The organism is Maritalea myrionectae DSM 19524, from assembly GCF_000423365.1.
GTDB classification, from domain to species: domain Bacteria; phylum Pseudomonadota; class Alphaproteobacteria; order Rhizobiales; family Devosiaceae; genus Maritalea; species Maritalea myrionectae.
The window spans coordinates 738,242-760,479 of the sequence record NZ_AUHV01000003.1 but is presented as its reverse complement, the minus strand read 5'-3'; the positions used below and the strand labels follow the sequence as shown (position 1 = coordinate 760,479).

Below are 22,238 nucleotides of genomic sequence, written 5' to 3'. Positions count from 1 at the left end.
CCGGTTTTAGTGATGCAAGTAATGGGCCAGTTTTGAGAATTTATATAAATACTTGAATATATTCATTAAAATCACATTTGGGTGTCAGCTGAAAGCGTGCAAACTGCATAAGACGGCAGAATTGGCCGGGCCATTGGGCATTTCTTGCCCATCGGGCGCCATCAAAATGATTGAATTGGGAAGCTGTCGCTGCTAAAAGCCGATGCTTATCCGTTGGCCCTTAACCCCAATTAGGATGGAAAAATGAATTCTCTGGGTATCGATAAACCCGCCAAGGACACCCGCGTTGTGGTGGCCATGTCGGGCGGCGTTGACAGTTCGGTTGTGGCCGGGCTTATGGCGCGAGAAGGTTATGATGTCATTGGCATCACCTTGCAACTTTATGATCATGGCGAAGCGATCCACCGCAAAGGTGCGTGTTGTGCTGGGCAAGATATTCACGACGCCCGCCGCGTGGCCGCGTCGTTGGATATTCCGCATTATGTGTTCGACTATGAGAGCAAGTTCCGCGAAAGCGTGATTGATGATTTTGCCGATAGCTATGTGCGTGGCGAAACGCCTATTCCGTGCGTGAAATGCAATCAGACGGTGAAGTTTCAGGATTTGCTGGAAGCCTCGCGGGAGTTGAATGCGGATGTGCTGGTCACCGGCCATTACATTCAATCGCGGCAAAGCAATGGGCAATATTCGCTTTATCGCCCGTTGGACCAAGGCCGTGATCAAAGCTATTTCCTTTTTGCCACCACGCAAGAGCAGCTCGATTACCTGCGCTTTCCCCTGGGCGGCATGACCAAGGATGAGGTGCGCGACATTGCCCGCGATATGGGGCTTGTGGTGGCTGAGAAAAGCGACAGCCAAGACATTTGCTTTGTGCCCAATGGCAATTATGCGCAGATCATTCAAAAGCTGCGCCCAGAGGCGATTGATCCGGGGGAGATCGTGCATTTGGATGGCCGCGTACTCGGTGAGCACAAAGGCATTATTCATTTCACCATTGGCCAGCGCCGTGGTTTGGGCATTTCCGCTGGCGAACCGCTTTATGTGGTCAAGCTGGAACCTGAATCAAAGCGCGTGATCGTTGGTCCCTATGAGGCGTTGGCCACCCGTTCGGTGAAACTGAAACAGGTGAACTGGCTGGGCGGCATGAGCCTTGATGAAATTGAGGAAATGGGCCCAATCAATATTGAAGCCAAAGTGCGCTCCACGCGGCCACCACAGCCCGCGCGCTTGAGCGTGAAAAATGGCGAAGTGGAGGTTGAGCTGGTCGGCGGTGAACATGGTGTTTCACCGGGGCAAGCCTGCGTCTTTTATGCGGATGATAGCGAAGACACGCAAGTGTTGGGCGGCGGCTGGATTGCTCAAGCGGTGAGCGCCGCGGCCTAAAAACAGAATTTCCCTCCCCTCGATGGGGACGGATAAGGGGTGGGGTGACATACAGCCGCTAGACACTCCGCTGCACCAAGAGTGCTGCGATTTTTGTCAAAGGCGTAATCACCGCATTTTCTGATTTACTTCTATTCGACGCCACGCATCGGCCTGCACATGCGTGGCGCAAATGCGCACCGGGGTCCTTTATGCGCTAGCCCTTGATTTTCCCCGGACAATTTTTCCGAGACCAACCTAACCCTGATCCGGCATAACGTCAGCCGAACCAGCCCCCGCCACCAAAATTGGGCCAGAAACCGCTTTTTGCCATTTTTGAATTAATGGCGGCTGTGCGGACAAAACTGCCGTTCACTCTATCCGCACCAGAGACTGCTCCCACAAGCGAAACTCAGAGCCATGCTTTGTTCGAAATAGTCAGTACTCATATTGCTACGTCGGGATATTTTTCTTTAACCATTTCCAAAAAAGTCTCACCTTCATCTAAATTCTTGAAGTGGCTGAGAGCCGTGTTATAAAAATTTATCTTCTCATGGTGGTTGTCAATGCGTTCAAATTGCTTTTGCAGAAACAGTAGTTTAGCTCGTTCATCCGGCAAAAGAGACAATGCCAAAAAAGTAGCACGCCTTGAAACTTGACCCGGATGCAGCTCCGCTGTTTGGAAGATTTGGTCTCTATAATGCTTCACTAATTCCGGCTGCCCTGAGAGGAATTTCAGCGCACTTTCCCGACTTGCCCGTGTGCCTTCTGTGTTAAGACATAAATCCAGAGCATCCCGTATATGAGGCGAGCTCGGCACGCAATCAACGAGAGCAGAAAATAAGTAGAAGAGCTTGATATCATCGATCCCTTCCTCGCTCATCAATTTAAACAGATAATCGCCGAATCTGTTACCTTGAAAATTTCGACGAGCCACCGAGATCGCTGATAGGTATGCAAAATTGGACGTCCCAGTAAGTGTCTTATTGATAGCACCAACAATAAATTCGTCTAAATCTTCTGACAAGCCAAGGTCATGTTCGAGAGATCGCATGGCGGCACCCTTCATTGCGGACTCTCCATGTAAAGCTGTATTCAGCAGCAGTTCCATCACATCGGAGTCAACGTGCCGAAAATAAGATAGCATGAATAGAGCATTAGACTGGACAATGTTATCGTCATCTTCTTCCATAATGCCGTACAAGAGGGGTTTGATATATTCTTCATCAAACTCTTGAACAGGCAAAGCTTCAACGGCGAATCGACGGACTAGGCAACTTCGGTCATTCAGTGCAAAGTCGAGAACAATATCTTTGATGCTCTCGACCGCACCATATTCTTGTCCGAGTCGTTTCACGGCGTCGGCGCGCCGACTAACGAACTCAGACCATGTAGCAGTTGCGCACAGAGTTTCGATTTCGCTGAATGGTTCAATTACATTTTCCGCAACGCACTCCTCAATAAGGTCTTTCACAAAGGTAGTACGTTTCATCACGCTTACTTCTAGTATGAATTCGCGTAGCCAGCGCGGGCAGCTATTGAACTTTCGAAACGAAGGTAGCATGCGCTTTATGAGGCCACGCCTCCTATAGCCCGTCTGACGTTCGAGCAAATGAAGTAACGGCCCTACCTCGTAAATGCCGTCCCCTCGAATTTCTGCCATTAGTTCGAGAGCCCAGTTCGGCACTCCCCCGTATGTCGTGTCAGTGGAGATGATTTTCCACGATTGTGACTGATCCTGTGGAGCTGCCTGCGGCGGGTGTCCGCTGACCGGAGCTCTATCCGGGTTGAATTGAGTACCTTCCAGTTGTGCATCAGTCACATCCGCGTCCGACAAGTCGAAACTTCGCAAATCCTGTCCGCGTAAATCGGCACCTCGCAAGTCAGCGTCGATGAAATCTTTGCCAGGATCAAGTCCAGCCGCATGCGCAAGTGTTTCGAAACTCAAACTTGTGTTCAGCGCTAGATTTTCGAGATCCTCATTCAGTGACGTTAGCTGCCGCTCATCAATCATCCTGCTCCTCGTTCAGCTCGACAGCGTGCCAATCCAGCGGGATTGGTGTTTTGCACAGTGTCCGACGAATACGGATCTTGGCGATCAATCGCTTGTTTACGGACCCAAATGCGCCAGTACGGTCACGAACGAATACGTCGTGTGGAGAAATAGTAGCATGCAATGCGACCTTAGGTGACGGTCCGTCAGCCACAACGCGAGCGAAATAGGGTGATTTGAGCGCAGTCCCCAAAAGGATACTATGCTCCAGTACGGCCTCGAGAATCCAGGCCGGGTGTTTCTCATCACCCACCGCAACGACCGCATGCCGCTCATAGGTGTATTTGTCGATTAAAGACTCTTTTTGTACCTGATCCTGCGTGCGCGAAATGCCAGCTTCAGACTTCAGGCCGTGTGAAAATTTACCGCCAGGTTTGTCCTCGATCGAAGCGCTTGCTGCCAGTTCGAGTGATGCTTTGCCGGTCTTCGATCTCGATGAACCACCTTCTGTTTCGTGGGTACGTTCACGGGCTACTGTCAAATTCTCATTCGTTACGCTGTCGTGAGCCCAGTCATCGTCTGGCATTTTGGCATCGGAAAGATCGAACGCGATCTTGACGGCACGCACACCAATTTCGAGTGAACTGTCGAACAGGCTGAGCTTGAAGAATCGTGCTCTATACGTTCCCAAACGAACCGTTAAACCAAAACTCCAACCCTCTCGATTCGATTGGCTTTCCTTCATCGAACCAAATATCAAACGTGTGAGCATTAGACGTTCCATTTACACTTGCATACCGCATCCAGACTGCGGTAGCTATAAAATCAGGCGCAAAATGTTCGCTCGATCTCGGGTAAATATTTATTCAATCACATAAGTATACATGCGAAGGCGCTTTCAGGAAACCGCCGCTGAGACTATTGCCATCAATCCAACAGCTTCAATAGCTTTGCCAACTCGGTTGCCCCCTATTTCTCACTTCCGCTTTGCCTGTCGCCCCCCTCATCGGTTAGTTCCCTCGAACATGTAAATCTCGCTGTTCCTCAATTATAGGGTACGAGGGTCTACATTTCTAGGGCTATTCAGCCATCAGGTTTTGTTGTCTTTCTCTAGCGCTTGAATCTGGCGCATCTGAAGGCCAATCTGGTAGCCTTCGTGATACAATCTCGCATGCTCGCCACCGGCTATGTCTTTGATGATGCTAGGCGGCTTTCCGCTCAATGCGTCATTGATACCCACACGCTTATGCAGTGGAGCCATCAGTCTTTCGAATAGTTCGCCCATAGTAATTCTCCTTGCTAGAAAGCAGACAGGTGAGTGTTCATTCTAGCATTAACCTGGCAACTCTCGAGATTTGTGAAGGCCAGAAAGAACAATGCGCTGGCCAACTCAGGCGTAAGAAAAAATATCACACATCAAGTATGCTGCAAAGAGGATCCTTTTTGCAGCGGAGAAAGTCTTAATTGGGCTCAAAGCGGTCGTCTACGGCGAACAAGTGCTTCTTGACCTGTGTTAGAATAGAATGGCGCGACAGGCTTTGTTTGGTTTATGGCTTTTTGAGACTGTGCATAGGCCTGCAACAGTTCAGCGCAGAAGTGCGGCAGGGGCTTCGCTTTGCGCGTCCATTTTTTGCCTCGGGGCGGCGCTGAGAAATCCACCCGGACGTGGTCGCCTTGGACTAGATCCGGGGTCAATGCAGCGCAGGTGGCAGGGCGGTGCACAAATTATGGTAAAGACGGGAGATGTTTCCCACTTTTTTCACCAAAGCCCAATAAAATCAATCACATCGTTTTTTCTTATCAGCGGTCTCTCAGCTGGTGGCATAATGGGTTTGTCTTCTTTGAAGCTTTGCGGGTTGCTGACGGGCAATGAAAGCGAAGGGATATCCTTTAAAAGAAGAGGTTGGCCGTGCCATTGGACGCAGAGGCGCGCGAAAATAGATGCAGCTTGACCCGACACCGAGGGTTGCCTGCTCGCCTTTGGGCGGGCAGCAGGGGCTATTGGGTCAGCACCCCGCAAGCGGTCTAGTTTTGAACAAACCAACCATGTGAGGCGATTATGGTCTCAAACAATATTGCAAATTGAGGAGATCATTGTCGCCTCGCATCCGCAACTGCGGGCAAAATTGCCGCGCAGCGCTTTGGCGTGGCCGCTTCCCTGCGCGCGCTTGCACAAAAAACGCCCCACACTTGGTGCAGGGCGCCTTCAAATTCAAAAACGGACCTGATTAGGTCAATGGTGAGATTTGGATCTCAACGCGACGGTTTTGTGCCCGGCCGCTTTCTGTTGCGTTTGAGGCAATCGGTTGAGTTTCGCCCAAGCCGGTTACATAAATCCGGCGCGGATCTACACCACGGCCAGAAACATAGTTGGCCACAGACATGGCACGGCGATTGGAGAGCTCAAGGTTATATTGATCTGAACCGGTCGAATCGGTGTGGCCATAAACATCAACCAAGGTCTTTGGATAGTTTTGCAGCACCACCGCCACGGAGTTCAATGTCTCATAGAATTGTGGCTCAACATTTGATTGGTCGGTTTGGAACGTCACATTTGACGGCATGTTCAAGATGATCTGGTCGCCTTGACGGGTCACGGTCACGCCGGTGTTGGCCAGGCTGGAGCGCAGCTCGGCTTCCTGACGGTCCATATAGGCACCAACGCTTGCGCCGGTGAGGGCACCAAGGCCCGCGCCGATCAGCGCTGCGGAGCGTGCATCTTTATTGGCCACAGAAGCGTAGACCAAACCGGCCACCGCGCCTGCGGCGGCACCACCTGCGCCACCTTTCACAGCGTTTGAGTTCCACCCTGTTGTGGTACACGCCGACAGCGAGAAAGCTGCGACGGTTGCAAGAAGAAGTTCTTTTTTCATTTTGGCCTCAGTTTGCTGGCAAATTTATTTGGTTATCTTAAGCTATAATGCGGCAGGATAAAGATGGTTCATATTTTGCCGAAATTGATTTTTTCGAGGTTGGATTCCCCCGTGTGGAATGGAGGGTGGGAAATTAGATGAGAAATGTCAAATTTCTTGATGCATTGTTGCTTGACATTGCGCCGCCCCCCGCATTATATCCCCCGCAGCAAAGCGCAACAGCTTTGCCAAATCTTCCATCGAAAGATGTCTTTCGGGGCGGGGTAGCTCAGTTGGTTAGAGCAGCGGAATCATAATCCGCGTGTCGGGGGTTCAAGTCCCTCTCCCGCTACCAAAATTTTCCTTTTATTGCAGGTTGTTAGGTGTGAGAAAGCCTTTGCGCATTGGCGCGTGGATTGGCTTGGGTTGCGTTTGGGTCGCGAAGTTCAAGCGACTATGAATTTGTCACTTCAAATCATTCAAGAAATCTGCGACTGTAAGAACTTATTTGGAAGAGATTTCTTATGGATAGACCATTTAACCCCCTTGAAAAGGCACATCTTGCTGAAAGTACTGCGAGAGCATTACTACTACGACCGTTGGAAAAGCTACCGCCTAGCGAACCCTTTGAGGCCGCTGGAATCTATGCGATTTATTATTTAGGAAAATCAGAATTTTATCGAGGGCTAAACAATAAAGGGGAGCCAACCCCTATTTATGTAGGTAAGGCAGATCCTAAAGGTGGACGTCAAGGTGCTCTCGGATGGGATACCCCACCGGGATATGCGTTGCATAATCGTTTGAGAAAGCATGCGCAATCTATTGCGGCCGCAGACAATTTAGATCTATCTGATTTCCGTTGTCGCTATCTGTGGGTTGATGAAGCTTGGATCAGACTCGCTGAACGTGTCCTTATAATGTGGTTTAAGCCAGTTTGGAATTTAGTTGTAGATGGTTTTGGTAATAACGATCCCGGTTCTGGTCGTTATAAGCAAGCGCGATCTAGTTGGGACACCTTACACCCGGGTAGGGAATGGGCGATGAAGTGTGCTCTTGGTCGAAATCCAATCGATCAGATTGTTAAAAAAATTGATACACATTTGGAGAATTGATTTGCCTTTAATTGACCAAGTCTCAGAAGCAAAACACGATGTCTTTACTGAGACTATTCAAATATCAGTGAGTGAATTGTCAACCATGTATGAGGAAAATGAGTTGATAATAAACCCAGAGTTTCAAAGATTATTTCGCTGGGAACTAGCGCAGAAATCAGCTCTGGTTGAAAGTATACTTGTTGGCATTCCCATTCCTTCCATATTTGTTTTTGAACGAGAGGATGGAAAATGGGAGTTGATTGACGGATTGCAACGGATTTCGACCTTATTGGAGTTTCAGGGCAAGCTAAAGCTTGATCGCACAGTTCTGCCTCAACTGAAGTTATGTGGTACTAAGTATTTAACGGGGTTGGATGATGTTGTATGGAGCAATGACGGATTAGCTGAGCCTGGTATTGAATTGGAAACTGCGCTGAAGCTGAATTTCAAGAGGGCTCGCATCCCGGTTGAAGTGCTAAAGCAACCTAGCAACGAAGAAGCAAAATTTGAACTCTTTCAAAGATTGAATCGCGGGGGGCAACAAGCGAATGACCAAGAAATTCGGACGTGCGTAATGGTCATGCTAGATGCCGACTTTGTAGCGGACATTCGCGAGCTAGTAAGTACGGAAGCGTTCAAGAATGTATTTGGAATTACTGAAAAACAGCAAGAAGAGCAAGGCGACCTTGATTATGTTACACGTTGTTTGGTCAGTATAACTGAATATTTTGATCAGTCATATCGAGATGTTTCGAGTTATTACTCAGATAAGATTGCAAGTTTAATTACTGAAAAGCGCCATATAGAAGCGCTCGATCGATTTAAGGACACCTTGAACTTTCTATATGACAACTTCGGAGATGATGCGTTGAAGCCGACCAACCCCATAGTTCGAAACACTATTTCGCATCGAAATATAGAATTGGTTTTCGTTGGAGTCGCAAGAAACTTAGAAGGAATTATTTCAACCGAGGCGCCGGTTAAGTTCGTAACGGAAAAAATCGATGAGTTGTGGAAAGAAGTGCCAGATAAGGATTTTTCCAGACCAGGGATGCGCTCTACCCAACGGCTAACTATGACCTTACCTTATGGTTCTAATCACTTTCAGCTATGATCGACGACTTAGGCAAGGTTAAGACATGGCGTATTCGTGAGCTTACAACTTTAAATGTTGTTTGGAAATCTACGAATGAGAGTCATAAATCGGCGCTTCAGCGTGCTTTGGTTGTAATGTGCTACGCACATTGGGAAGGATTTTTTTGTGACGGTATGAAATTGCTATGCTGCAATTTGGCAAATAGTGAAATACCAATTTCAGCAATTAACGAAGATTTAGTTATTGCTGCGTTGCAGTCGGAGTTCGACAAGTATAAGGATGGTAAAGATAAATTGCAGTTAAAACGAGATTTGGTGCGAGCAGCTAAAGATCGCCTACATTCGCCATTAGGGGAAGATTGGAGCGTTTTACTACCTAATTCAAATTTAAACTTTGAAACAGCTTGTTTTACATTAGAGCTTCTTGGTGTCATCAAGCCATTTGACGCGCATAGGATTTTCATTGATCATCAATTGGTGGGTTGGAGGCATAAGATCGCACATGGTGATAATCCAAAACTAAATACGGAACTAATGCTGGACCATGTGCACAAAACCATGCGTTTGATGGATTTATCACAAGACTATTTCATTGATGTCTATGCAAAGTATATTGCAAGCTAATTGAGTATATGAAGTTTTTTTAGAATGCTATGTGCAATTACTCTTGCCAATTCCGTAGGTACTGCGTTTCCAAGTTGGCGCATCGTTTCAGTCCACGAGCCATGAAACTCAAAGTCATCCGGAAAAGTTTGTAATCTCGCGCATTCTCTTACTGTAAAGTATCGTACTTGCCCATCGTGAAAACGCAACATATTTTCACCACCAGGCACACCGTGAACGCCTGCCTTGAGTGTCTTCGCAGGTTCATCAAGTGGGCTTCCTGTGTGACCTTTGTATGCCTTTGCGCCTGGTTGCGCGAAGTGAGCTGTTACTCGATTGCTTTTGACGTTGCTTTTAATAGAGCGCGAGTATGGGGGTGGAAGATCAGCAAGAGCATCGCGAACCGTTGACCAGGGCAATAGATCGATTTCTTTTTCCAAGTTAGTTAGGTTGTTTTTTGACAGTTCGGTATAAATTCTTTGTTCTTTTGGAACTTTATGACGGTCCCAATATCCACCATTTTTAGTTTGGTCTAATATTAGTCTATACTTCGAATGTGTTTGGCTAGGGAATGACCACGATATATTTAAGTCTGATCGAAAGCCTACGAAGAAGACCCTTTCTCTTTTTTGGGGGACACCATAATTTGCTGCATTTAAAACTTGGGTTTTTACTTGATAGCTATGGTGGTCATAGCTGCTTTGCTTTTGATGAAGTTCAAGCCTGCATAAATGCTCAAACCATTCTTCACCTGATTTTTGGACAATATCAGGGAACGTCAATTGCAGTCGAATATATTCAAAATAGTTGCTAAAAGTGCTGCGTGTCAGTCCTTTTACGTTCTCAAAAATGAATGCTTGGGGTCGCAACTCACGAACAGCTCGAATCGCTTGAGGAAACAAATCGCGATTGTCAGAGTTCGCTTTATGCTTACCTCCTAACGAGAATGGCTGACATGGTGGCCCTCCGCTTACAAGTTGCACATTCTTGGTGAGCGTTGAAAAGTCGAACTCTTCGATGTTTCCGTGAAAAATTTCAAGGCTATTGGAATTTGTTGCCGTAAAAAATGACTTATTTTGCTGTAATGTTTGGCAGGCCCATTTATCTTTCTCAATAATTGCTGTCGTCTTAAACCCTGCTCTTTCCACTCCCATCGCCAGGCCTCCAGCGCCTGCAAATAGTTCGACGGAATTAGGGTAAGATGTCATAGGTATGCCCTTAATATGTTTCTATGAGTGCAATTCAGTTTACATGTGGAGCTATGATTTACATGATTACGGAGCGTCCGAAAATTGAAATTTATGGCTGAAGGGCTGCTTTCGCCTCCTTTTCCCCATCTGATCCCTTCACCCATTGCCAAGGCGTGCGTGGCTTGTGTGCAGCCAGCGCCGGATAGTTCTTTTTATCGCGTGCTGATGTGCGTAGTTTTTCACGCGCTTCGCGTGGGTCGATTTTCAGTTCTTCACAGATTTGATTGAGCGTAATGATTTCAGTCATGATCGTCTCCATGTTTTGACGATCAATCCATAAGACAGCCCATCTTGCCTTGTCAGGGATAAACTTTATTTTCCCTTGAAGGCTTGGAGTAAGGCGAGCGACTTGGCCAATTCGTCATTATTCATTTGCGCAAGCACACGGTTGATTGCGCTAACCAGTCGACCACGTTCCCCTGAAGATAAAGTTTGCCCCTCGTTGCCAAATAGTAAGGTAACCTCGACGTTTAATGCATTGGCGATTGTTTGGGCGGTCGAAAATGTTGGTGCTGCAACGCCACGCTCTATTTTACCAATCGTTTCGATTGACACCCCGACAACTTCAGCCAAGGCTTCTTGGGTCAGCCCTTGGGATTTCCTGTGGTTGCGCACGTTTGTGCCAAATGTCTGCTGAAGTTCCATATCGCCTCCTCGAAGCATAAGGCGATAAGACGCATCTTGTTTTAAGGAATAAGAACCTAGGGTTTTTGTTTATAGGAATTAAAACTTCTTATATGGTGATTTCATATGTTTTAGCTCTGATTGTTCAAGATGCCAATTTTCACAACCATACTTGCGGTTTCAATCCTTATCGGTGCAGTTGCTGCATTTGAGCTTTATGCGCTTTTCGTTGCGCCATATTTCATTCCCCAAGAAACCATTGATTTGATTGTTGAAGACCTGATTGCTGACCACGGCGACAAAGCGCTGGAAGTGGCGATTGCGCGTGAAGATTGGGCACAACAGGACACCGACACATTTGAACGTGGAAAATGGCGCAGGGTCAGGCGTGAGCTTGAGAAACGTCTTTGACCTGTAATTAAACCACCAGAGACACAGCTATACGCGTGCGCGGCAGCGTTGCAATGAGCCAGCGCTGACGTTCAACGCTAAATACGTGGTGTAATCGCATAAATGACCACCTCAGTGCTTGTGGCGCAATTATGAGCGCCGTGCGCACGAAATAGACCGTCTAATAACCCCAATATTCACCCATATGGCACCCAGCAAGAGTGGCCACAGGTGATGATGAGTATGGAGCTGTTGATTTGGTTAGAAAAAATGAACTGAAGATGAGTCTGATAGCAAGATGAATAGTCAGCGTGTCGGTCTAGGGATCAAAACGGTTGACTACAGGAGGTATGGGGGAGGGCGCTTTTTTATTGCGACGCCCATATATGCGGATTGGTGTCCATTTTTAGCCCCAAGGTTTTGGAACTGTAGCTTCTGACAGATGAAAAGACGTGGTGTTCACGCGCGCGTGTGTACAAACATATTTAGACTTACTAAGATAATATATAATAATATCAATGATTTAATACCTCTGGTAGGCGATAAATAGAATGCTGTGGGTAATCTCAGTTTTTGTGAGAAAATTCAATTAAATCAATTAGCTATTATGTCTGGTAGATTTGCATATGGTATGACGTTCAAGAACGCCAAGAACGCCAAGAACGCCAAGAACGCCAAGAACGCCAAGGGCGTCATGCTTTCTCATGGCGAAGTTAAGGGTTGTAAGTGCGCCAAGAATTTGTGTGACGCTGTTGACGATCTTGGCGCACTTACTTTTTCACCTGTGGCTACTCTTCATCTGGCAAGCTCAAATACCACTTGTCTTTCTTCTTGGTTGACCTCACGCCTAGTGAGCGCCTTGCACGTTCCAGCGTCTTCTCAGAAATGTCGCGTGCAGCGGCCTCTTTCTCAACTGAGGTTGTTGGCTCAGGTCCATTTTTGAGGAATACACGCAAAAACTGAATAGCCTCATCAAGGGCTGACATGCGTGTTCCACTGTTTGGATTGATTAAATCATCGATTGTGATGTCTGAAGAGCCAAGCCAATTCAGTTGGGCCATTTCTCCTTCTTCTTCAGAGTACAACTCGTAGGTCTGCGTTTTGCCCCGTGGGGCGATGTTATGTTTAATGTGGACGACCAACTTCGTGTCACTGTCGTTGGGGTGTTCACATACCAAGAAAGCTGAACGCGCTGCCCCAATGACATCCATTGACCCCCCACCACGATAAATTGCCTTGTCATGTTTTGCCTTTGTCAAATGGCGAACAATCAAAACTGCTGTTTCACCAGCCTCAGCGATGTCCTTCAAGAACGACAATAGCTGGCGAATTACGTTTGGTTTGTACATGTCTTGGCCACTTGGGACATAAGCGAACAAGGGGTCCAAAATGAGTAAGTCAGGTGGCCTGCGACGAACTTCGCGCATGAGCGCCTTTAGGCCATTTTCATCAAGAGAAAGAAAGTCCCCCTGCACACGAATTTGTTCAGCATCGCCCCCCATCGCATCAATGCGTGGGCGAATGGTGTATGCTGCATCGTCCTCAGCACTAAGGTACAAGACACGTCCCTTATCAAGCTTTTGCCCATCAGGAAGCTCACCTCCAATTGATATTTGTGCAGCCAAATGCATGGCTAAAAATGATTTGCCAATGCCTGGGTCACCTTCCATGATTGTGATCATGCTGAAAGGTATGAATGGCTCCCAGAGCCATTCAATTTCCTTTGCTTCAATCCCATCAAGGTCGACAAATAGTTCTTTTTTCTTGCTGCTCATGATTTTGACTCCAGCTTGGATATGATGCGTGACAGCTCTGCATCCAGCGCGCCAAGGCAATTGGGATACTTGTCCTGAAAATAAGGACTGTTCCAAATCACGCTGGCTATCTCGTCAATCGTGGCGCTGACTTCCCACAGACCCACAACGATGTGGAAAATCTGACTAGATCGGTTTCCTTCATGCACCTTCTTATGCCTAATCAAAGACCTTGCTTTTGGGTCGAGATCGCGACGATATTTTTTTAAGACGTCAATGGTTCTGTGCGCCTTGTGATTGAAATCTAAATCCAGAGGTATGGAGTCATAGCTTCTACCCTTGATTTTGAAGGGCTTGGGACGCGCCTTAATTGGCGTCTCACCAAAGTGTAGCAAACGAACAAAAGGTTCATCATACTTCTTTTTGTGGTTGATTGAACCGGGTAAACGAAGAAGTTTGTTTACTGGCCAACCGTTCTTGTCGCCTCCGTGACGATAGGTGAGCGCACGAGAGTGTTCTTCTGCTTCTAAGGGCGTCAGCTTTTTGTCCCATTTCCAAATTGATTGAGAATTTCCCGGTGAAGTTTCCCAGATCACTGAAGGGTGGGGTTCGAAGATGAATGGGTCAGCGTCATCGACATCGCAAATGGCATAACGCGTATCTCGTGCAAATTCTTTCTTGCGCTTGGGCTTGCTGAACAAATTGACACAGAAATACTGATCCCAGTCCCAACGGTTATATTGCTCGAGCAAGCCGTTGGACTTTACCAGTCCTGTGATCTTCATGGATTTCTCCACGAACTGTTTTGTCTTGCGATGCCTAAAGGCGAAGACCCCATAGGATGGGTTTTCGACTGAGGGAAATTCGTGCCAGAGGCGCGCTAGGAAAAGCTCCTGATCGTGAATAGTTGCCTTGTCGTCTTCAGGGTCTTCAAAGAGGTGTTTGAAGTCTTTGTTGTAAGTGGTAGCCATTGTGGCCTCCTAAATCTAGGCACAGCTCTACCGTTCACGCGCAAAGCGAGTTAGGCGTAACTGTGATGTTGGAAAGAAAGGGGCTAAAACGCCCCTTGATTAACTTGCGTCAGCATAATGCCAGTGTGCACGCTCGGCTTTTCTGGCATTGATCCAGTCGTGGATTTCCTGCCTATCCCAGCAAACTTTTGCTGCGCTGAGCCTAATGCGTCTAGGGAAGGCATTTCGACCTTCAGCACGCAATAAAGTTGAGTTAGATTGATCAATACCAAGCGCCTTTAAGTCGGCTCTTGTCAGAAATACCTTCTCAGTCTTTTTGGTCGAGTTGGTCATGGCTTTGCTCCTTTTTTAGCGGTTTAGCTATGGCAAAAGGTGCAGCATTTTTGCTGTTCGGGCGAGCAAACTTCAGGAGGTTTTGAGCGCTATTTCTTTTCGTTTCCTCTGGAGTTTTTCTTGACACGTTGCACGGCTATTTTGATGTCGTCGTCTAGTTGTTTATGGAGGCCAGTGATCTCTTTAAACGCCAATCGAACCAATACGTTCGCTCGTGTGCCCATTCTGTTTTTGTATAAGGCTAGTTGCTCTTCGAGAATTTCGACAATGCCGTTTACAATCTCAAACTGTAGTTGTGTGGAGTGTCGTATTGAATGAGTGGCCTGCATATCGAGTTCAATGAATGCTGCTTCAGCAAAATCTTCAATTTCATCTAAAAGCCTAAGCGCCTTTTCAAAGTCAGGTTGAAACTTAGAATGGTCGAACATTGGGCTTTTGAATAAGTGTCGATTTTTAGCGTCAAGCGCTTCGCTCAATCTCGCAATGGGCTCAAGAACATTAGTTTCAATGAAATCGCGTTGTTTTGAAGGATCAACTTTGTCTGGCCCACCTTGGAAATTTGATGGGACAGTTGTGATTTGGATTAGGTATGGCTTTGCGAACTCTCTTAGTTCTTTGCCAAGTTCGCGGAATTGATCTCTGCCAACATTTCTAGCTTCCTTGTGGCATTCGTCGACCCATTTGGGGCCAAAGAGCTGGTCACCATCTCGATTTTGTTCGCCCATAATTCTAATGCTTCAAGTTTTTCATCTAAGTATAGATGGCGATTATAGACGGCTGCGACGCCGGAGAAGATACCTGATTTGTGGTTCAGGATGGCTTCAATGATATGAGGGGCAACACGCAATTCAGCCATGCCTGTGGCCATTGTGCGTCGAAGATCGTGAAAACGCCAACCAGGGGCATCAAGGCCAACATGCTCATCAAGTCGACGCTTTAGGCGACCGAAACCAGAAATAGGAGAGGTGCCTGTCGTGGTGAACACATAATCGCTGTTCAAGAAGCGTGGAATTGAGTTCAGGATATCAAGTGCAAGTTTGGGCAATGGCACGAAATGGGCAGTGCCGTTTTTTACACGGGACGAAGGCAGGGTCCACAATCCCCTATCGAAGTCTAACTCAGACCAACGCATGCCAGCCACTTCACCTCGACGTTGACCCAATAGAATGAGCAGTTGCGTGAATTGGGTGAAGGGGTAGCCTTCTTCAATTGCACCATACCAACACGCACAGATTTCTTCATGGGTTAGAACACGTTCGCGTGGCACCTCCTTTGTGGGTGGGCGCATATTGGCCACAGGGGAGACATCAAGGAAGCCTCGATCTACAGCCCAGTTCATCAAGGTTTTGATTGCAGCTAAAGCACGATTGGCGCGTGTGGCTGTTCCATTAGCGACAATGCGATCCAACACCTCATGCACGTCACGGCGATGGATTTGATCAATTGGGAGCGAATATAAAGGCGTATACTTCGTCAAAATCGACTGTGTTTCTTTCCACCCCTTATTGCGCGGCTTCGCATATCGCTCAATGAACTGGTCGATCACGTCCTTAAGCACTGGCGCGGAGCGCTCAGGTGAGCCAGCAGCGCTGTTTTCAAATGCACCTAGGGATATGTCGCGCAAAATGCTTTGGGCCTTCTGACGCGCTTCTGCGAGCGACATCAAAGGATAATCACCAATTTTGATGCGACGTGCTCGACCGTTGATGCGCGTGTTGAGGTAAAACACCTTCTTGCCAACGCTCGACACCCTGACCATAAAGCCAGTCAAAAGCTCATCGCGCACTTCATAGCGTTTACCCACAGCAGCAGGTAGCGCATCAATTGTTTTTGTGGTTAGCTTCTTTCTCATGCCCACAAATTAAGACACAAGACATCCGCGTGTCAGGGTATGGTTTGGGGCAAGATGGGCAGGATGTTGTATCGGTACAATGGTTCTAGGAGTTCCTCGGGGGAGCTATGTTTTTCAAAGTAATTGAGAATTGGAGTGAAGTCCCTGCGGATGCAAAGGATCAAGCTTTCTTGCTAGTGGATAGTTGGGATGACTGGTTTAGTTTCCAGACGATGTTCACTCTTTGGGTTTTTGATGAAGAGAGTAAAAGGCACCGGGTAGGGTCTGTTAAAATTGGCCAAATTGGTCTACGCGCCTCTGGGAGGAGTGTTGAACCTGCACCGGATGTCCGTACGCCTGATCTGGAACAAACCTTTGATGGACTGGATGATCGGTTCTTCTCCCTTGGTCAAGAAGAAGACTACTACGAAACCCTGAACAGCCTCTCCAGGAGCCAGCGGCAGCGTGTGCTTATCGGCCTTAGGGACTGCGCCTATGACCTGGAAATCTTCGCTGCTGTGCGCTCAGAAGAAGTGATGGAAATGTCGCTTCTACGGGGTGTAAATCCGACAAGCGTTAAGGGGCGGTTGCACCGACTGTCACACGGTGATGCAACACTAACGGAGTACAAGTTTAACTACATGTTCCCTGTGCAGAACGAGGGGATAGAGCCGCCCTCAATAAGGTTTGAGGTGTTTCCAGAGTCTAGGCCGCCGACGAATGTCCATGTTCTTATTGGTCGGAATGGCGTGGGCAAAACACGCTGTATGCGAGGTATCGCCTTGGCGCTTCTTGGCCGTGAACACGAAGCTGACGACGATGCTGTAGGCGAGATTATTGAAGATGCGGCGGAAGATGAATGGTCGTTTGCAGGGCTTGTGGTGACATCCTTTAGCGCTTTTGACGATGCCCCGATCCTTCCTTCTCCTGATGATGCGATACGCTGCGAGCAGGTAGGACTACTTGAATGGCGGACCGACGAATATAACAAAGATTTTGTTTCGAGAAAGACACCGCTAGATTTAGCACAAGACTTCACAGAGAGCTTTGCGCTTTGCCGACAAGGTTTAAGATCAGAGCGATGGCTATCCGCCGTTAAGACCTTGGAGGCAGATGACCTTTTCGCTGAGGCCAATGTTCCCGCATTATTGGAAATGGATGATGATGGATGGAGTGAGGCCGCTTTCAGTCTCTATAGAAGACTCAGTTCTGGTCATGCAATTGTCCTATTGACGATAACGAAGTTGGTAGAACTCGTTGACGAGCGCACGCTGGTCCTCTTGGACGAACCTGAGGGCCACCTGCATCCACCACTCTTATCTGCTTTTATCCGGGCACTCTCCGATTTGCTTGTTAAACGCAACGGGGTGGCCATTGTCGCCACGCACTCTCCTGTGGTCTTGCAGGAAGTTCCGAAATCCTGCGCATGGAAATTGCGTCGGTCGGGGGCTGTCTCGGTAGTCGAGCGCCCCGTAATCGAGACCTTTGGAGAGAATGTGGGAGTCCTTACGCGAGAGGTCTTTGGGTTTGAGATTACCAAGTCTGGTTTTCACCGTATGCTTGACGATGCTATAAGGGGCGGTGGGTTAAACTACGAGCAAACAGTTGATTATTTCGGTGGGCAACTCGGTGCAGAAGCGCGTGCGGTGGTTCGCGCACTAGCCTCTGAACGTGACGGGGAGATATGAGTTCGGATGCGTAAACTCGACTTGCCGAATAAGGCTGCAAGCAGTGTTCTAGCACTTTGCATTCAAAGCATTCGAGATGCGGGTCTTAAAGAACGCCTTACTGCCGCCATGGATCATATCGAATTTGCTGAAGCATCCTATTTAGAGCATGCTGAACTTGGAAAGCTATTTCAGATCGTACAAGAAGCGGACGTAGATGGCGTAACTGCTGAGGAAATGAAGCGGGTCTATAAGGGCACCTTTGCTCGGAGCAAAAAGACCCGTCATATATATGACCTCATCAAAAAGTTGCCAGCGAATGACATATGCCCAATGTGTGGCCAAAGGACTGTTGGCACTCTAGATCACTACTTAGCTCAGTCATTGCATCCGGCACTTACGATAACGCCAGCAAACCTTTTACCGTCTTGCGCGGATTGCAACAAATCCAAGCTTGATGCGCAACCCTTGCAGGAAAACGAACAGACGTTGCATCCATATTTTGACAACGTTGATGACAGTGCGTGGCTCTTCGCCGAGTTATTGGAAGAAAGCCCTGCTGCGCTAAGATATGTCGTCAAGCCTCCAGCTGGGTGGTCGGCAACAAAACAGGAGCGAGTGCTGCATCATTTCGTTGTCTTTGGACTAGGGGCTCTGTATGCGTCTCATTCCGCTGCTGAGTTGGTAAATATCCGATATGGGTTGCAGCGCATATCAAAGCTTGGCACAGCCAAGGAAGTGAGAGAGCATCTGCAACTTCAGTTTGAAAGTCATCAAGACGCGCATCCTAATTCTTGGCAGACGGCGATGTACCGGGCGTTAGTGGCCTCCGACTGGTTTTGCGAGGGTGGCTTTAACTGAGTAGCGGAATGGCATGCGCTGGGTTGAGCCGATTATGTCGGTAGGCTTGAATAAGGTGCTATGAAACCAGTCGAAATAATTTTGCGTTGTGATTTTAAACACGATCAACAAGATGATACAATTACTTGAGTAGGCGAGGGGCAACCCACTCGCCATCCTATTCCGCGTTGTAATCTAACAAGAACAAGCATGTAGGGCTATTGAATTAGTCAGCTTACTTTGCCTTGCCGTCGCAACGCGGGTAGCTGACACATCCAAGAAATGGACCATATCGACCCTTTTTTTCGATTAACCATCCATCGTTGCAATTCGGGCAATTAGGATATTCAGCGCCGCAAACGCACTTACTCAAGCCGTTGTTTTCTCTACGAACAGGCAAGTCAGTTCCACAGGCATTGCAGGCATTCAACGAGTGCCCACACAGGCTTACATGTTCACATCTAAACCAGGTGCGACCATCCTTCGTTGGGATAGGGATCAGGTGCCCACCACATTCCCCACACACATGGTTGAATTCTTCTTGTTGTCCAGCGCCAACGATCCTGTACTCAGGGTCTTCCATCAATTCAGTCACAAAAGCTGATTGCTTTGACGCCGAACTCATAAGGGTCACAGATTTGCGGGCACGCGTGAGTGCAACATACATTACGCGGCGTTCCTCGGCATTTTCAAAGGGCTCAGCTTCGGGAGAGACAAGGCTTAGAAGAGGATCGTCAACAATTTCAGACGGAAAGCCCATACGGCCCCGAAACATATTCAGGACCACCACATGATCCGCTTCAAGTCCCTTTGAAGCATGGATTGTACGAAACGATATCTCCAAGTCAGGGAACTCGCGACGTAGCTGAGAGAGGTTATCTGGGGCGAAGTGCCTATATCGTCCCAGCAGCAACACTGAAGCTTGTTTCCCTGCCCGGGTGTCTTCTTGCAGTGAGTTAAGTACCTGCTTCAAACTTCTCTTCTGGTCGTTCTTGAAAGTCGTGACAACTCTTAATGCAGGCTCACTAGACGTCCCAGCCGGTATCACTGTTTTTGTCAACTGGGCCGGATTTTGAAGCACAAACTTCTTGGCAGTATGTGCAATCTGATCGATAGAGCGGAATGTTCGGCCTAGATCCACAGTGCAGTGGATACCGGTTTGACCATCTAGCTCACCTCCAAACTCATTGCCAAAATCTCGCATAAGGTTGATGTCAGACCCCGCGAACCTATAGATCGACTGCCAGTCGTCACCAACAGCGAATAGTCGGGCATCCCTATGTTGTGCTTTTAATGCTTTGACCAAACGACCTCGACTGCGGGAAATGTCTTGGAACTCATCAACCAAGATGTGTTTGAAAGGGCTGCGATACTCCTTCGTCTCAACATACTTGGTTGCCCGCAGGATCATATCTTCGAAATCGATACGCCCGTTTAGTTGTGTTTGGTATTCAGAATAAACTTCCTCAAAGATAGACAAAAATGCTTTGGCCCGGGTACCAAACCCTAGGGTATGTCCTTTTTCGATACAATCGTTGAGCTTGTATCCTCCTCCTTTGTAGTGCTTCAAAAAAGTTCCAAGCAACTGTACAAAACTATCGACTTGGTTGAGCTCGACCACTCTGTCAAAGAGTGTTTCCGGGGGCCTCGGATTGCTGGTTTCAAAGGGGGCAATTTTATCAGCGAGCGCATCCAGCAGTTGACCGTCTTCACGCTCATAACTGAATGTCTCTATTAGGGTCGTTTCATGTTCGGCGTGGACACTACGTTTCCATTCCATACCCGCGAGATATTTTTCTCGGTCGACAAAAGGCGCTGTTGTTAGGAGATAGTTACCGTCCGCCGATTTCTTACGTCGAACCCCAAAGTGCTCAATGTAAATGCCACTTTTTATTAGGCGAAAGTCTGGACAATAGTCGCGAAAACCACCTCCAGAAACTTTGTGTTCGTAGTTGGGTTCATACTCATAATCGATGCCGTTCCTATAAAGCCAATTGGCAATCATTAATTCTTCACGGCTTTTGACTTTTTCACCCTGAAGCGTACGTAAGTCGAGTTTTTCGATGTAGGTATAGTAGCTGTGCTTTTTTTTGAAATCCCACTCGCTTTTCTCTTCAAGTCGGGTATGGGAAAACCAGCCAACAATGGAATTTGCTATTTCAGTTCCCGTTTTGACCAAGGCTCTCAGAATGTTTTTTATCAAGGCAAGGTATGCTTTGTCATCTGTGGCATGGGCGGCCAGTGCTGGCTTGCTTCCTTCAACTGTTCCAATGATGTCATAGGCCAATGAGTGAAAAGTTCGGGCCTCCAATGACACCCCGCACTTTACCTTGATCCTCTCGCTCATCTCGTTGGCAGCATCTCTTGCAAATGCCAAAAGGAGCACTTCTTCCGGTTTACGCGTACCGGACTTCAGCAGGTAGCCTGATTTGGCCGTTATGACGCTGGTCTTCCCTGAGCCAGCGCCCGCTAAGATCAGTGTTGCATCTTCATCTGTAACGATTGACTTCCTCTGTTCAGGCGTTAGTGGGTTGCTTTCAAAGGTATCAAAGAAGTCTGACCACTCATCCAGTTGATGCGTCTCAAACGCTGTAATTGCTTGCTGTCTAATGCGTTTGACGTTTAGCACGAACGACTGAATTGCTTCGATGTCGTTTCGGTGGGTATCCTCAAGCGCCTCCTGCGGCAGTTTTGAAAGTAGGCGCTGGTCAAGGTAACGTGCACGTTCCAATATTGGTGACACAACGCATGCCGCCGGATAAGTCGCAGGGTTAGAAAGCTCAGTTATCTCACCAAGCAATGCATTTATGGCTGCGCGGTTGTTTTCAAATTCGGCTTGATTGGTCGCTTCCCAGTCCAAACGAATTGCGTTTGAAAAATTCAAGGCGTCTTCGAGCCGGGCTCCTTTGAGCATGCGAACCGGTTGATCATGCATTTGGAGCTTCAGTGATGCACCCAAAAATCCCCCCTCTACAATTGGAGCGGACGACAACTCTCTCAGGGTGACAGTAGCAGGGTGCCGAGATTGGATGGAGATTTCATTCCCATCGTAGCGAACGTATTTGGCATGCCTGCCAAATGGATTGAGAAGGAAGCCGACCAACGGTTTTGGCTGTAGGCGGTTCAATATTGGGTGTCTTTCAAATTGATGAATAAATAGCCTGAGTTGCAAGGTATTGAAAAGTTAGAGGCCCGAATAATTGAATGCAAGTGTCAAATTGCAAGCTTGAATTGGTGGCAAGGTTGGTGGCTGGGTGCTTTATGGGTGCTTAAAATATTGGGCTAGGATGAACCGCGTTGGTTTGCTCTGCAACTGGTTGAAAACACTTATGGTATTGAAGTGACAGGGGTTTTGCGCTGGCTTGAGCCTGTGTGAGAAAGTATGAATTGAAACCTGGACCCCATCATAATCCGCGTGTCGGGGGTTCAAGTCCCTCTCCCGCTACCAAAATTTTCAATTGATTTATTGGCTTAATTTGTTCAGCTAGGTTACCTTGTTCTGAATGTATAGTTACTTTTTGGTTGGAATTTCATGCTGAACAATTTGGAATTGATCCATATTTAGATTTTGACAGTTGA

Annotated in this window: 20 protein-coding genes and 1 tRNA gene; 8 read left to right on the top strand and 13 right to left on the bottom strand. The window is 47.7% G+C overall.

The features are described 5' to 3' along the window. The first annotated feature begins 243 nt into the window (after positions 1–243). Complete coding sequence (mnmA, locus tag G549_RS0109805) at positions 244–1,383, top strand: tRNA 2-thiouridine(34) synthase MnmA (RefSeq protein ID WP_027834886.1); 1,140 nt, start codon at positions 244–246, stop codon at positions 1,381–1,383. 424 nt (positions 1,384–1,807) lie between these two features. Here the strand turns inward: mnmA and G549_RS0109795 are convergent, their stop codons facing one another. From G549_RS0109795 to G549_RS0109775, 4 genes are all read right to left on the bottom strand, one after another. Then, a complete protein-coding gene (locus G549_RS0109795; protein WP_027834885.1) occupies positions 1,808–3,376 on the bottom strand; it encodes a pentapeptide repeat-containing protein in 1,569 nt (522 codons plus the stop codon). Next, on the bottom strand, positions 3,369–4,127 hold the full coding sequence (locus tag G549_RS0109790) for a hypothetical protein (RefSeq protein WP_036221834.1): 759 nt from the start codon (positions 4,125–4,127) through the stop codon (positions 3,369–3,371). The genes G549_RS0109795 and G549_RS0109790 overlap by 8 nt, the downstream gene beginning before the upstream one ends. Positions 4,128–4,445: 318 nt before the next feature. Then, on the bottom strand, positions 4,446–4,640 hold the full coding sequence (locus tag G549_RS0109785; RefSeq protein ID WP_027834883.1) for a hypothetical protein: 195 nt from the start codon (positions 4,638–4,640) through the stop codon (positions 4,446–4,448). A 943-nt stretch (positions 4,641–5,583) separates the two neighbouring features. Continuing rightward, positions 5,584–6,228: a YiaD family glycine zipper/OmpA-like lipoprotein gene (locus tag G549_RS0109775; RefSeq protein WP_036221831.1), complete on the bottom strand. Its 645-nt coding sequence runs from the start codon at positions 6,226–6,228 to the stop codon at positions 5,584–5,586. Positions 6,229–6,485: 257 nt separating this feature from the next. Here G549_RS0109775 and G549_RS0109760 point away from each other — a divergent pair. From G549_RS0109760 to G549_RS0109745, 4 genes are all read left to right on the top strand, one after another. Further along, positions 6,486–6,562: transfer RNA gene (locus G549_RS0109760), tRNA-Met, on the top strand. A gap of 169 nt (positions 6,563–6,731) precedes the next feature. Next, complete coding sequence (locus tag G549_RS21340; RefSeq protein WP_027834881.1) at positions 6,732–7,319, top strand: Eco29kI family restriction endonuclease; 588 nt, start codon at positions 6,732–6,734, stop codon at positions 7,317–7,319. A gap of 1 nt (position 7,320) precedes the next feature. Further along, a complete protein-coding gene (locus G549_RS0109750; RefSeq protein ID WP_036222278.1) occupies positions 7,321–8,415 on the top strand; it encodes a DUF262 domain-containing protein in 1,095 nt (364 codons plus the stop codon). Further along, positions 8,412–9,020 (top strand): MAE_28990/MAE_18760 family HEPN-like nuclease, encoded by a 609-nt coding sequence (locus tag G549_RS0109745; RefSeq protein ID WP_027834879.1) that lies wholly within the window; start codon positions 8,412–8,414, stop codon positions 9,018–9,020. The genes G549_RS0109750 and G549_RS0109745 overlap by 4 nt, the downstream gene beginning before the upstream one ends. Here G549_RS0109745 and G549_RS0109740 read toward each other — a convergent pair. From G549_RS0109740 to G549_RS19760, 3 genes are all read right to left on the bottom strand, one after another. Continuing rightward, positions 9,017–10,207 (bottom strand): DNA cytosine methyltransferase, encoded by a 1,191-nt coding sequence (locus G549_RS0109740; RefSeq protein WP_036221823.1) that lies wholly within the window; start codon positions 10,205–10,207, stop codon positions 9,017–9,019. The genes G549_RS0109745 and G549_RS0109740 overlap by 4 nt on opposite strands. A 91-nt stretch (positions 10,208–10,298) precedes the next feature. Continuing rightward, positions 10,299–10,496 (bottom strand): hypothetical protein, encoded by a 198-nt coding sequence (locus tag G549_RS0109735; protein WP_027834877.1) that lies wholly within the window; start codon positions 10,494–10,496, stop codon positions 10,299–10,301. 65 nt (positions 10,497–10,561) lie between these two features. Further along, positions 10,562–10,894: a helix-turn-helix domain-containing protein gene (locus G549_RS19760; RefSeq protein WP_051213595.1), complete on the bottom strand. Its 333-nt coding sequence runs from the start codon at positions 10,892–10,894 to the stop codon at positions 10,562–10,564. Positions 10,895–11,023: 129 nt separating this feature from the next. Here G549_RS19760 and G549_RS0109725 point away from each other — a divergent pair, with 129 nt between their 5' ends. Continuing rightward, positions 11,024–11,284: a hypothetical protein gene (locus G549_RS0109725; RefSeq protein WP_027834876.1), complete on the top strand. Its 261-nt coding sequence runs from the start codon at positions 11,024–11,026 to the stop codon at positions 11,282–11,284. Between the two features lie 767 nt (positions 11,285–12,051). Here G549_RS0109725 and G549_RS0109720 read toward each other — a convergent pair. The 5 genes from G549_RS0109720 to G549_RS0109700 all read right to left on the bottom strand — a co-directional run bounded on the left by G549_RS0109720 (position 12,052) and on the right by G549_RS0109700 (position 16,173). Beyond that, positions 12,052–13,038 (bottom strand): AAA family ATPase, encoded by a 987-nt coding sequence (locus tag G549_RS0109720; RefSeq protein ID WP_027834875.1) that lies wholly within the window; start codon positions 13,036–13,038, stop codon positions 12,052–12,054. Beyond that, positions 13,035–13,988, bottom strand: coding sequence for a DNA-primase RepB domain-containing protein (locus G549_RS0109715; RefSeq protein WP_027834874.1), 954 nt, complete (start codon positions 13,986–13,988; stop codon positions 13,035–13,037). The genes G549_RS0109720 and G549_RS0109715 overlap by 4 nt, the downstream gene beginning before the upstream one ends. A 99-nt stretch (positions 13,989–14,087) precedes the next feature. Next, positions 14,088–14,321: a helix-turn-helix transcriptional regulator gene (locus tag G549_RS0109710; protein WP_027834873.1), complete on the bottom strand. Its 234-nt coding sequence runs from the start codon at positions 14,319–14,321 to the stop codon at positions 14,088–14,090. An 89-nt stretch (positions 14,322–14,410) separates the two neighbouring features. Next, a complete protein-coding gene (locus G549_RS0109705) occupies positions 14,411–14,797 on the bottom strand; it encodes a hypothetical protein (protein ID WP_036221820.1) in 387 nt (128 codons plus the stop codon). A gap of 131 nt (positions 14,798–14,928) precedes the next feature. Beyond that, a complete protein-coding gene (locus G549_RS0109700) occupies positions 14,929–16,173 on the bottom strand; it encodes a tyrosine-type recombinase/integrase (RefSeq protein WP_027834871.1) in 1,245 nt (414 codons plus the stop codon). A gap of 107 nt (positions 16,174–16,280) precedes the next feature. Here G549_RS0109700 and G549_RS0109695 point away from each other — a divergent pair, with 107 nt between their 5' ends. Together G549_RS0109695 and G549_RS0109690 are read left to right on the top strand one after the other, a co-directional pair. Next, on the top strand, positions 16,281–17,840 hold the full coding sequence (locus G549_RS0109695; RefSeq protein ID WP_027834870.1) for an AAA family ATPase: 1,560 nt from the start codon (positions 16,281–16,283) through the stop codon (positions 17,838–17,840). Positions 17,841–17,846: 6 nt separating this feature from the next. After that, on the top strand, positions 17,847–18,680 hold the full coding sequence (locus G549_RS0109690; RefSeq protein ID WP_027834869.1) for a hypothetical protein: 834 nt from the start codon (positions 17,847–17,849) through the stop codon (positions 18,678–18,680). 214 nt (positions 18,681–18,894) lie between these two features. Here the strand turns inward: G549_RS0109690 and G549_RS0109685 are convergent, their stop codons facing one another. Continuing rightward, a complete protein-coding gene (locus G549_RS0109685) occupies positions 18,895–21,618 on the bottom strand; it encodes a UvrD-helicase domain-containing protein (protein WP_246778364.1) in 2,724 nt (907 codons plus the stop codon). Positions 21,619–22,238 lie beyond the last annotated feature (620 nt).

Bases quoted from the DNA above. Each gene is read 5' to 3' on its own strand.
- G549_RS21340 (WP_027834881.1), top strand. From the start codon at position 6,732: ATGGATAGACCATTTAACCCCCTTGAAAAGGCACATCTTGCTGAAAGT.
- G549_RS0109725 (WP_027834876.1), top strand. From the start codon at position 11,024: ATGCCAATTTTCACAACCATACTTGCGGTTTCAATCCTTATCGGTGCA.
- G549_RS0109795 (WP_027834885.1), bottom strand. From the start codon at position 3,376: ATGATTGATGAGCGGCAGCTAACGTCACTGAATGAGGATCTCGAAAAT.
- mnmA (WP_027834886.1), top strand. From the start codon at position 244: ATGAATTCTCTGGGTATCGATAAACCCGCCAAGGACACCCGCGTTGTG.
- G549_RS0109715 (WP_027834874.1), bottom strand. From the start codon at position 13,988: ATGGCTACCACTTACAACAAAGACTTCAAACACCTCTTTGAAGACCCT.
- G549_RS0109690 (WP_027834869.1), top strand. From the start codon at position 17,847: ATGCGTAAACTCGACTTGCCGAATAAGGCTGCAAGCAGTGTTCTAGCA.
- G549_RS0109720 (WP_027834875.1), bottom strand. From the start codon at position 13,038: ATGAGCAGCAAGAAAAAAGAACTATTTGTCGACCTTGATGGGATTGAA.
- G549_RS0109700 (WP_027834871.1), bottom strand. From the start codon at position 16,173: ATGAGAAAGAAGCTAACCACAAAAACAATTGATGCGCTACCTGCTGCT.
- G549_RS0109710 (WP_027834873.1), bottom strand. From the start codon at position 14,321: ATGACCAACTCGACCAAAAAGACTGAGAAGGTATTTCTGACAAGAGCC.
- G549_RS0109785 (WP_027834883.1), bottom strand. From the start codon at position 4,640: ATGGGCGAACTATTCGAAAGACTGATGGCTCCACTGCATAAGCGTGTG.
- G549_RS0109775 (WP_036221831.1), bottom strand. From the start codon at position 6,228: ATGAAAAAAGAACTTCTTCTTGCAACCGTCGCAGCTTTCTCGCTGTCG.
- G549_RS19760 (WP_051213595.1), bottom strand. From the start codon at position 10,894: ATGGAACTTCAGCAGACATTTGGCACAAACGTGCGCAACCACAGGAAA.
- G549_RS0109740 (WP_036221823.1), bottom strand. From the start codon at position 10,207: ATGACATCTTACCCTAATTCCGTCGAACTATTTGCAGGCGCTGGAGGC.
- G549_RS0109695 (WP_027834870.1), top strand. From the start codon at position 16,281: ATGTTTTTCAAAGTAATTGAGAATTGGAGTGAAGTCCCTGCGGATGCA.
- G549_RS0109790 (WP_036221834.1), bottom strand. From the start codon at position 4,127: ATGCTCACACGTTTGATATTTGGTTCGATGAAGGAAAGCCAATCGAAT.
- G549_RS0109745 (WP_027834879.1), top strand. From the start codon at position 8,412: ATGATCGACGACTTAGGCAAGGTTAAGACATGGCGTATTCGTGAGCTT.
- G549_RS0109735 (WP_027834877.1), bottom strand. From the start codon at position 10,496: ATGACTGAAATCATTACGCTCAATCAAATCTGTGAAGAACTGAAAATC.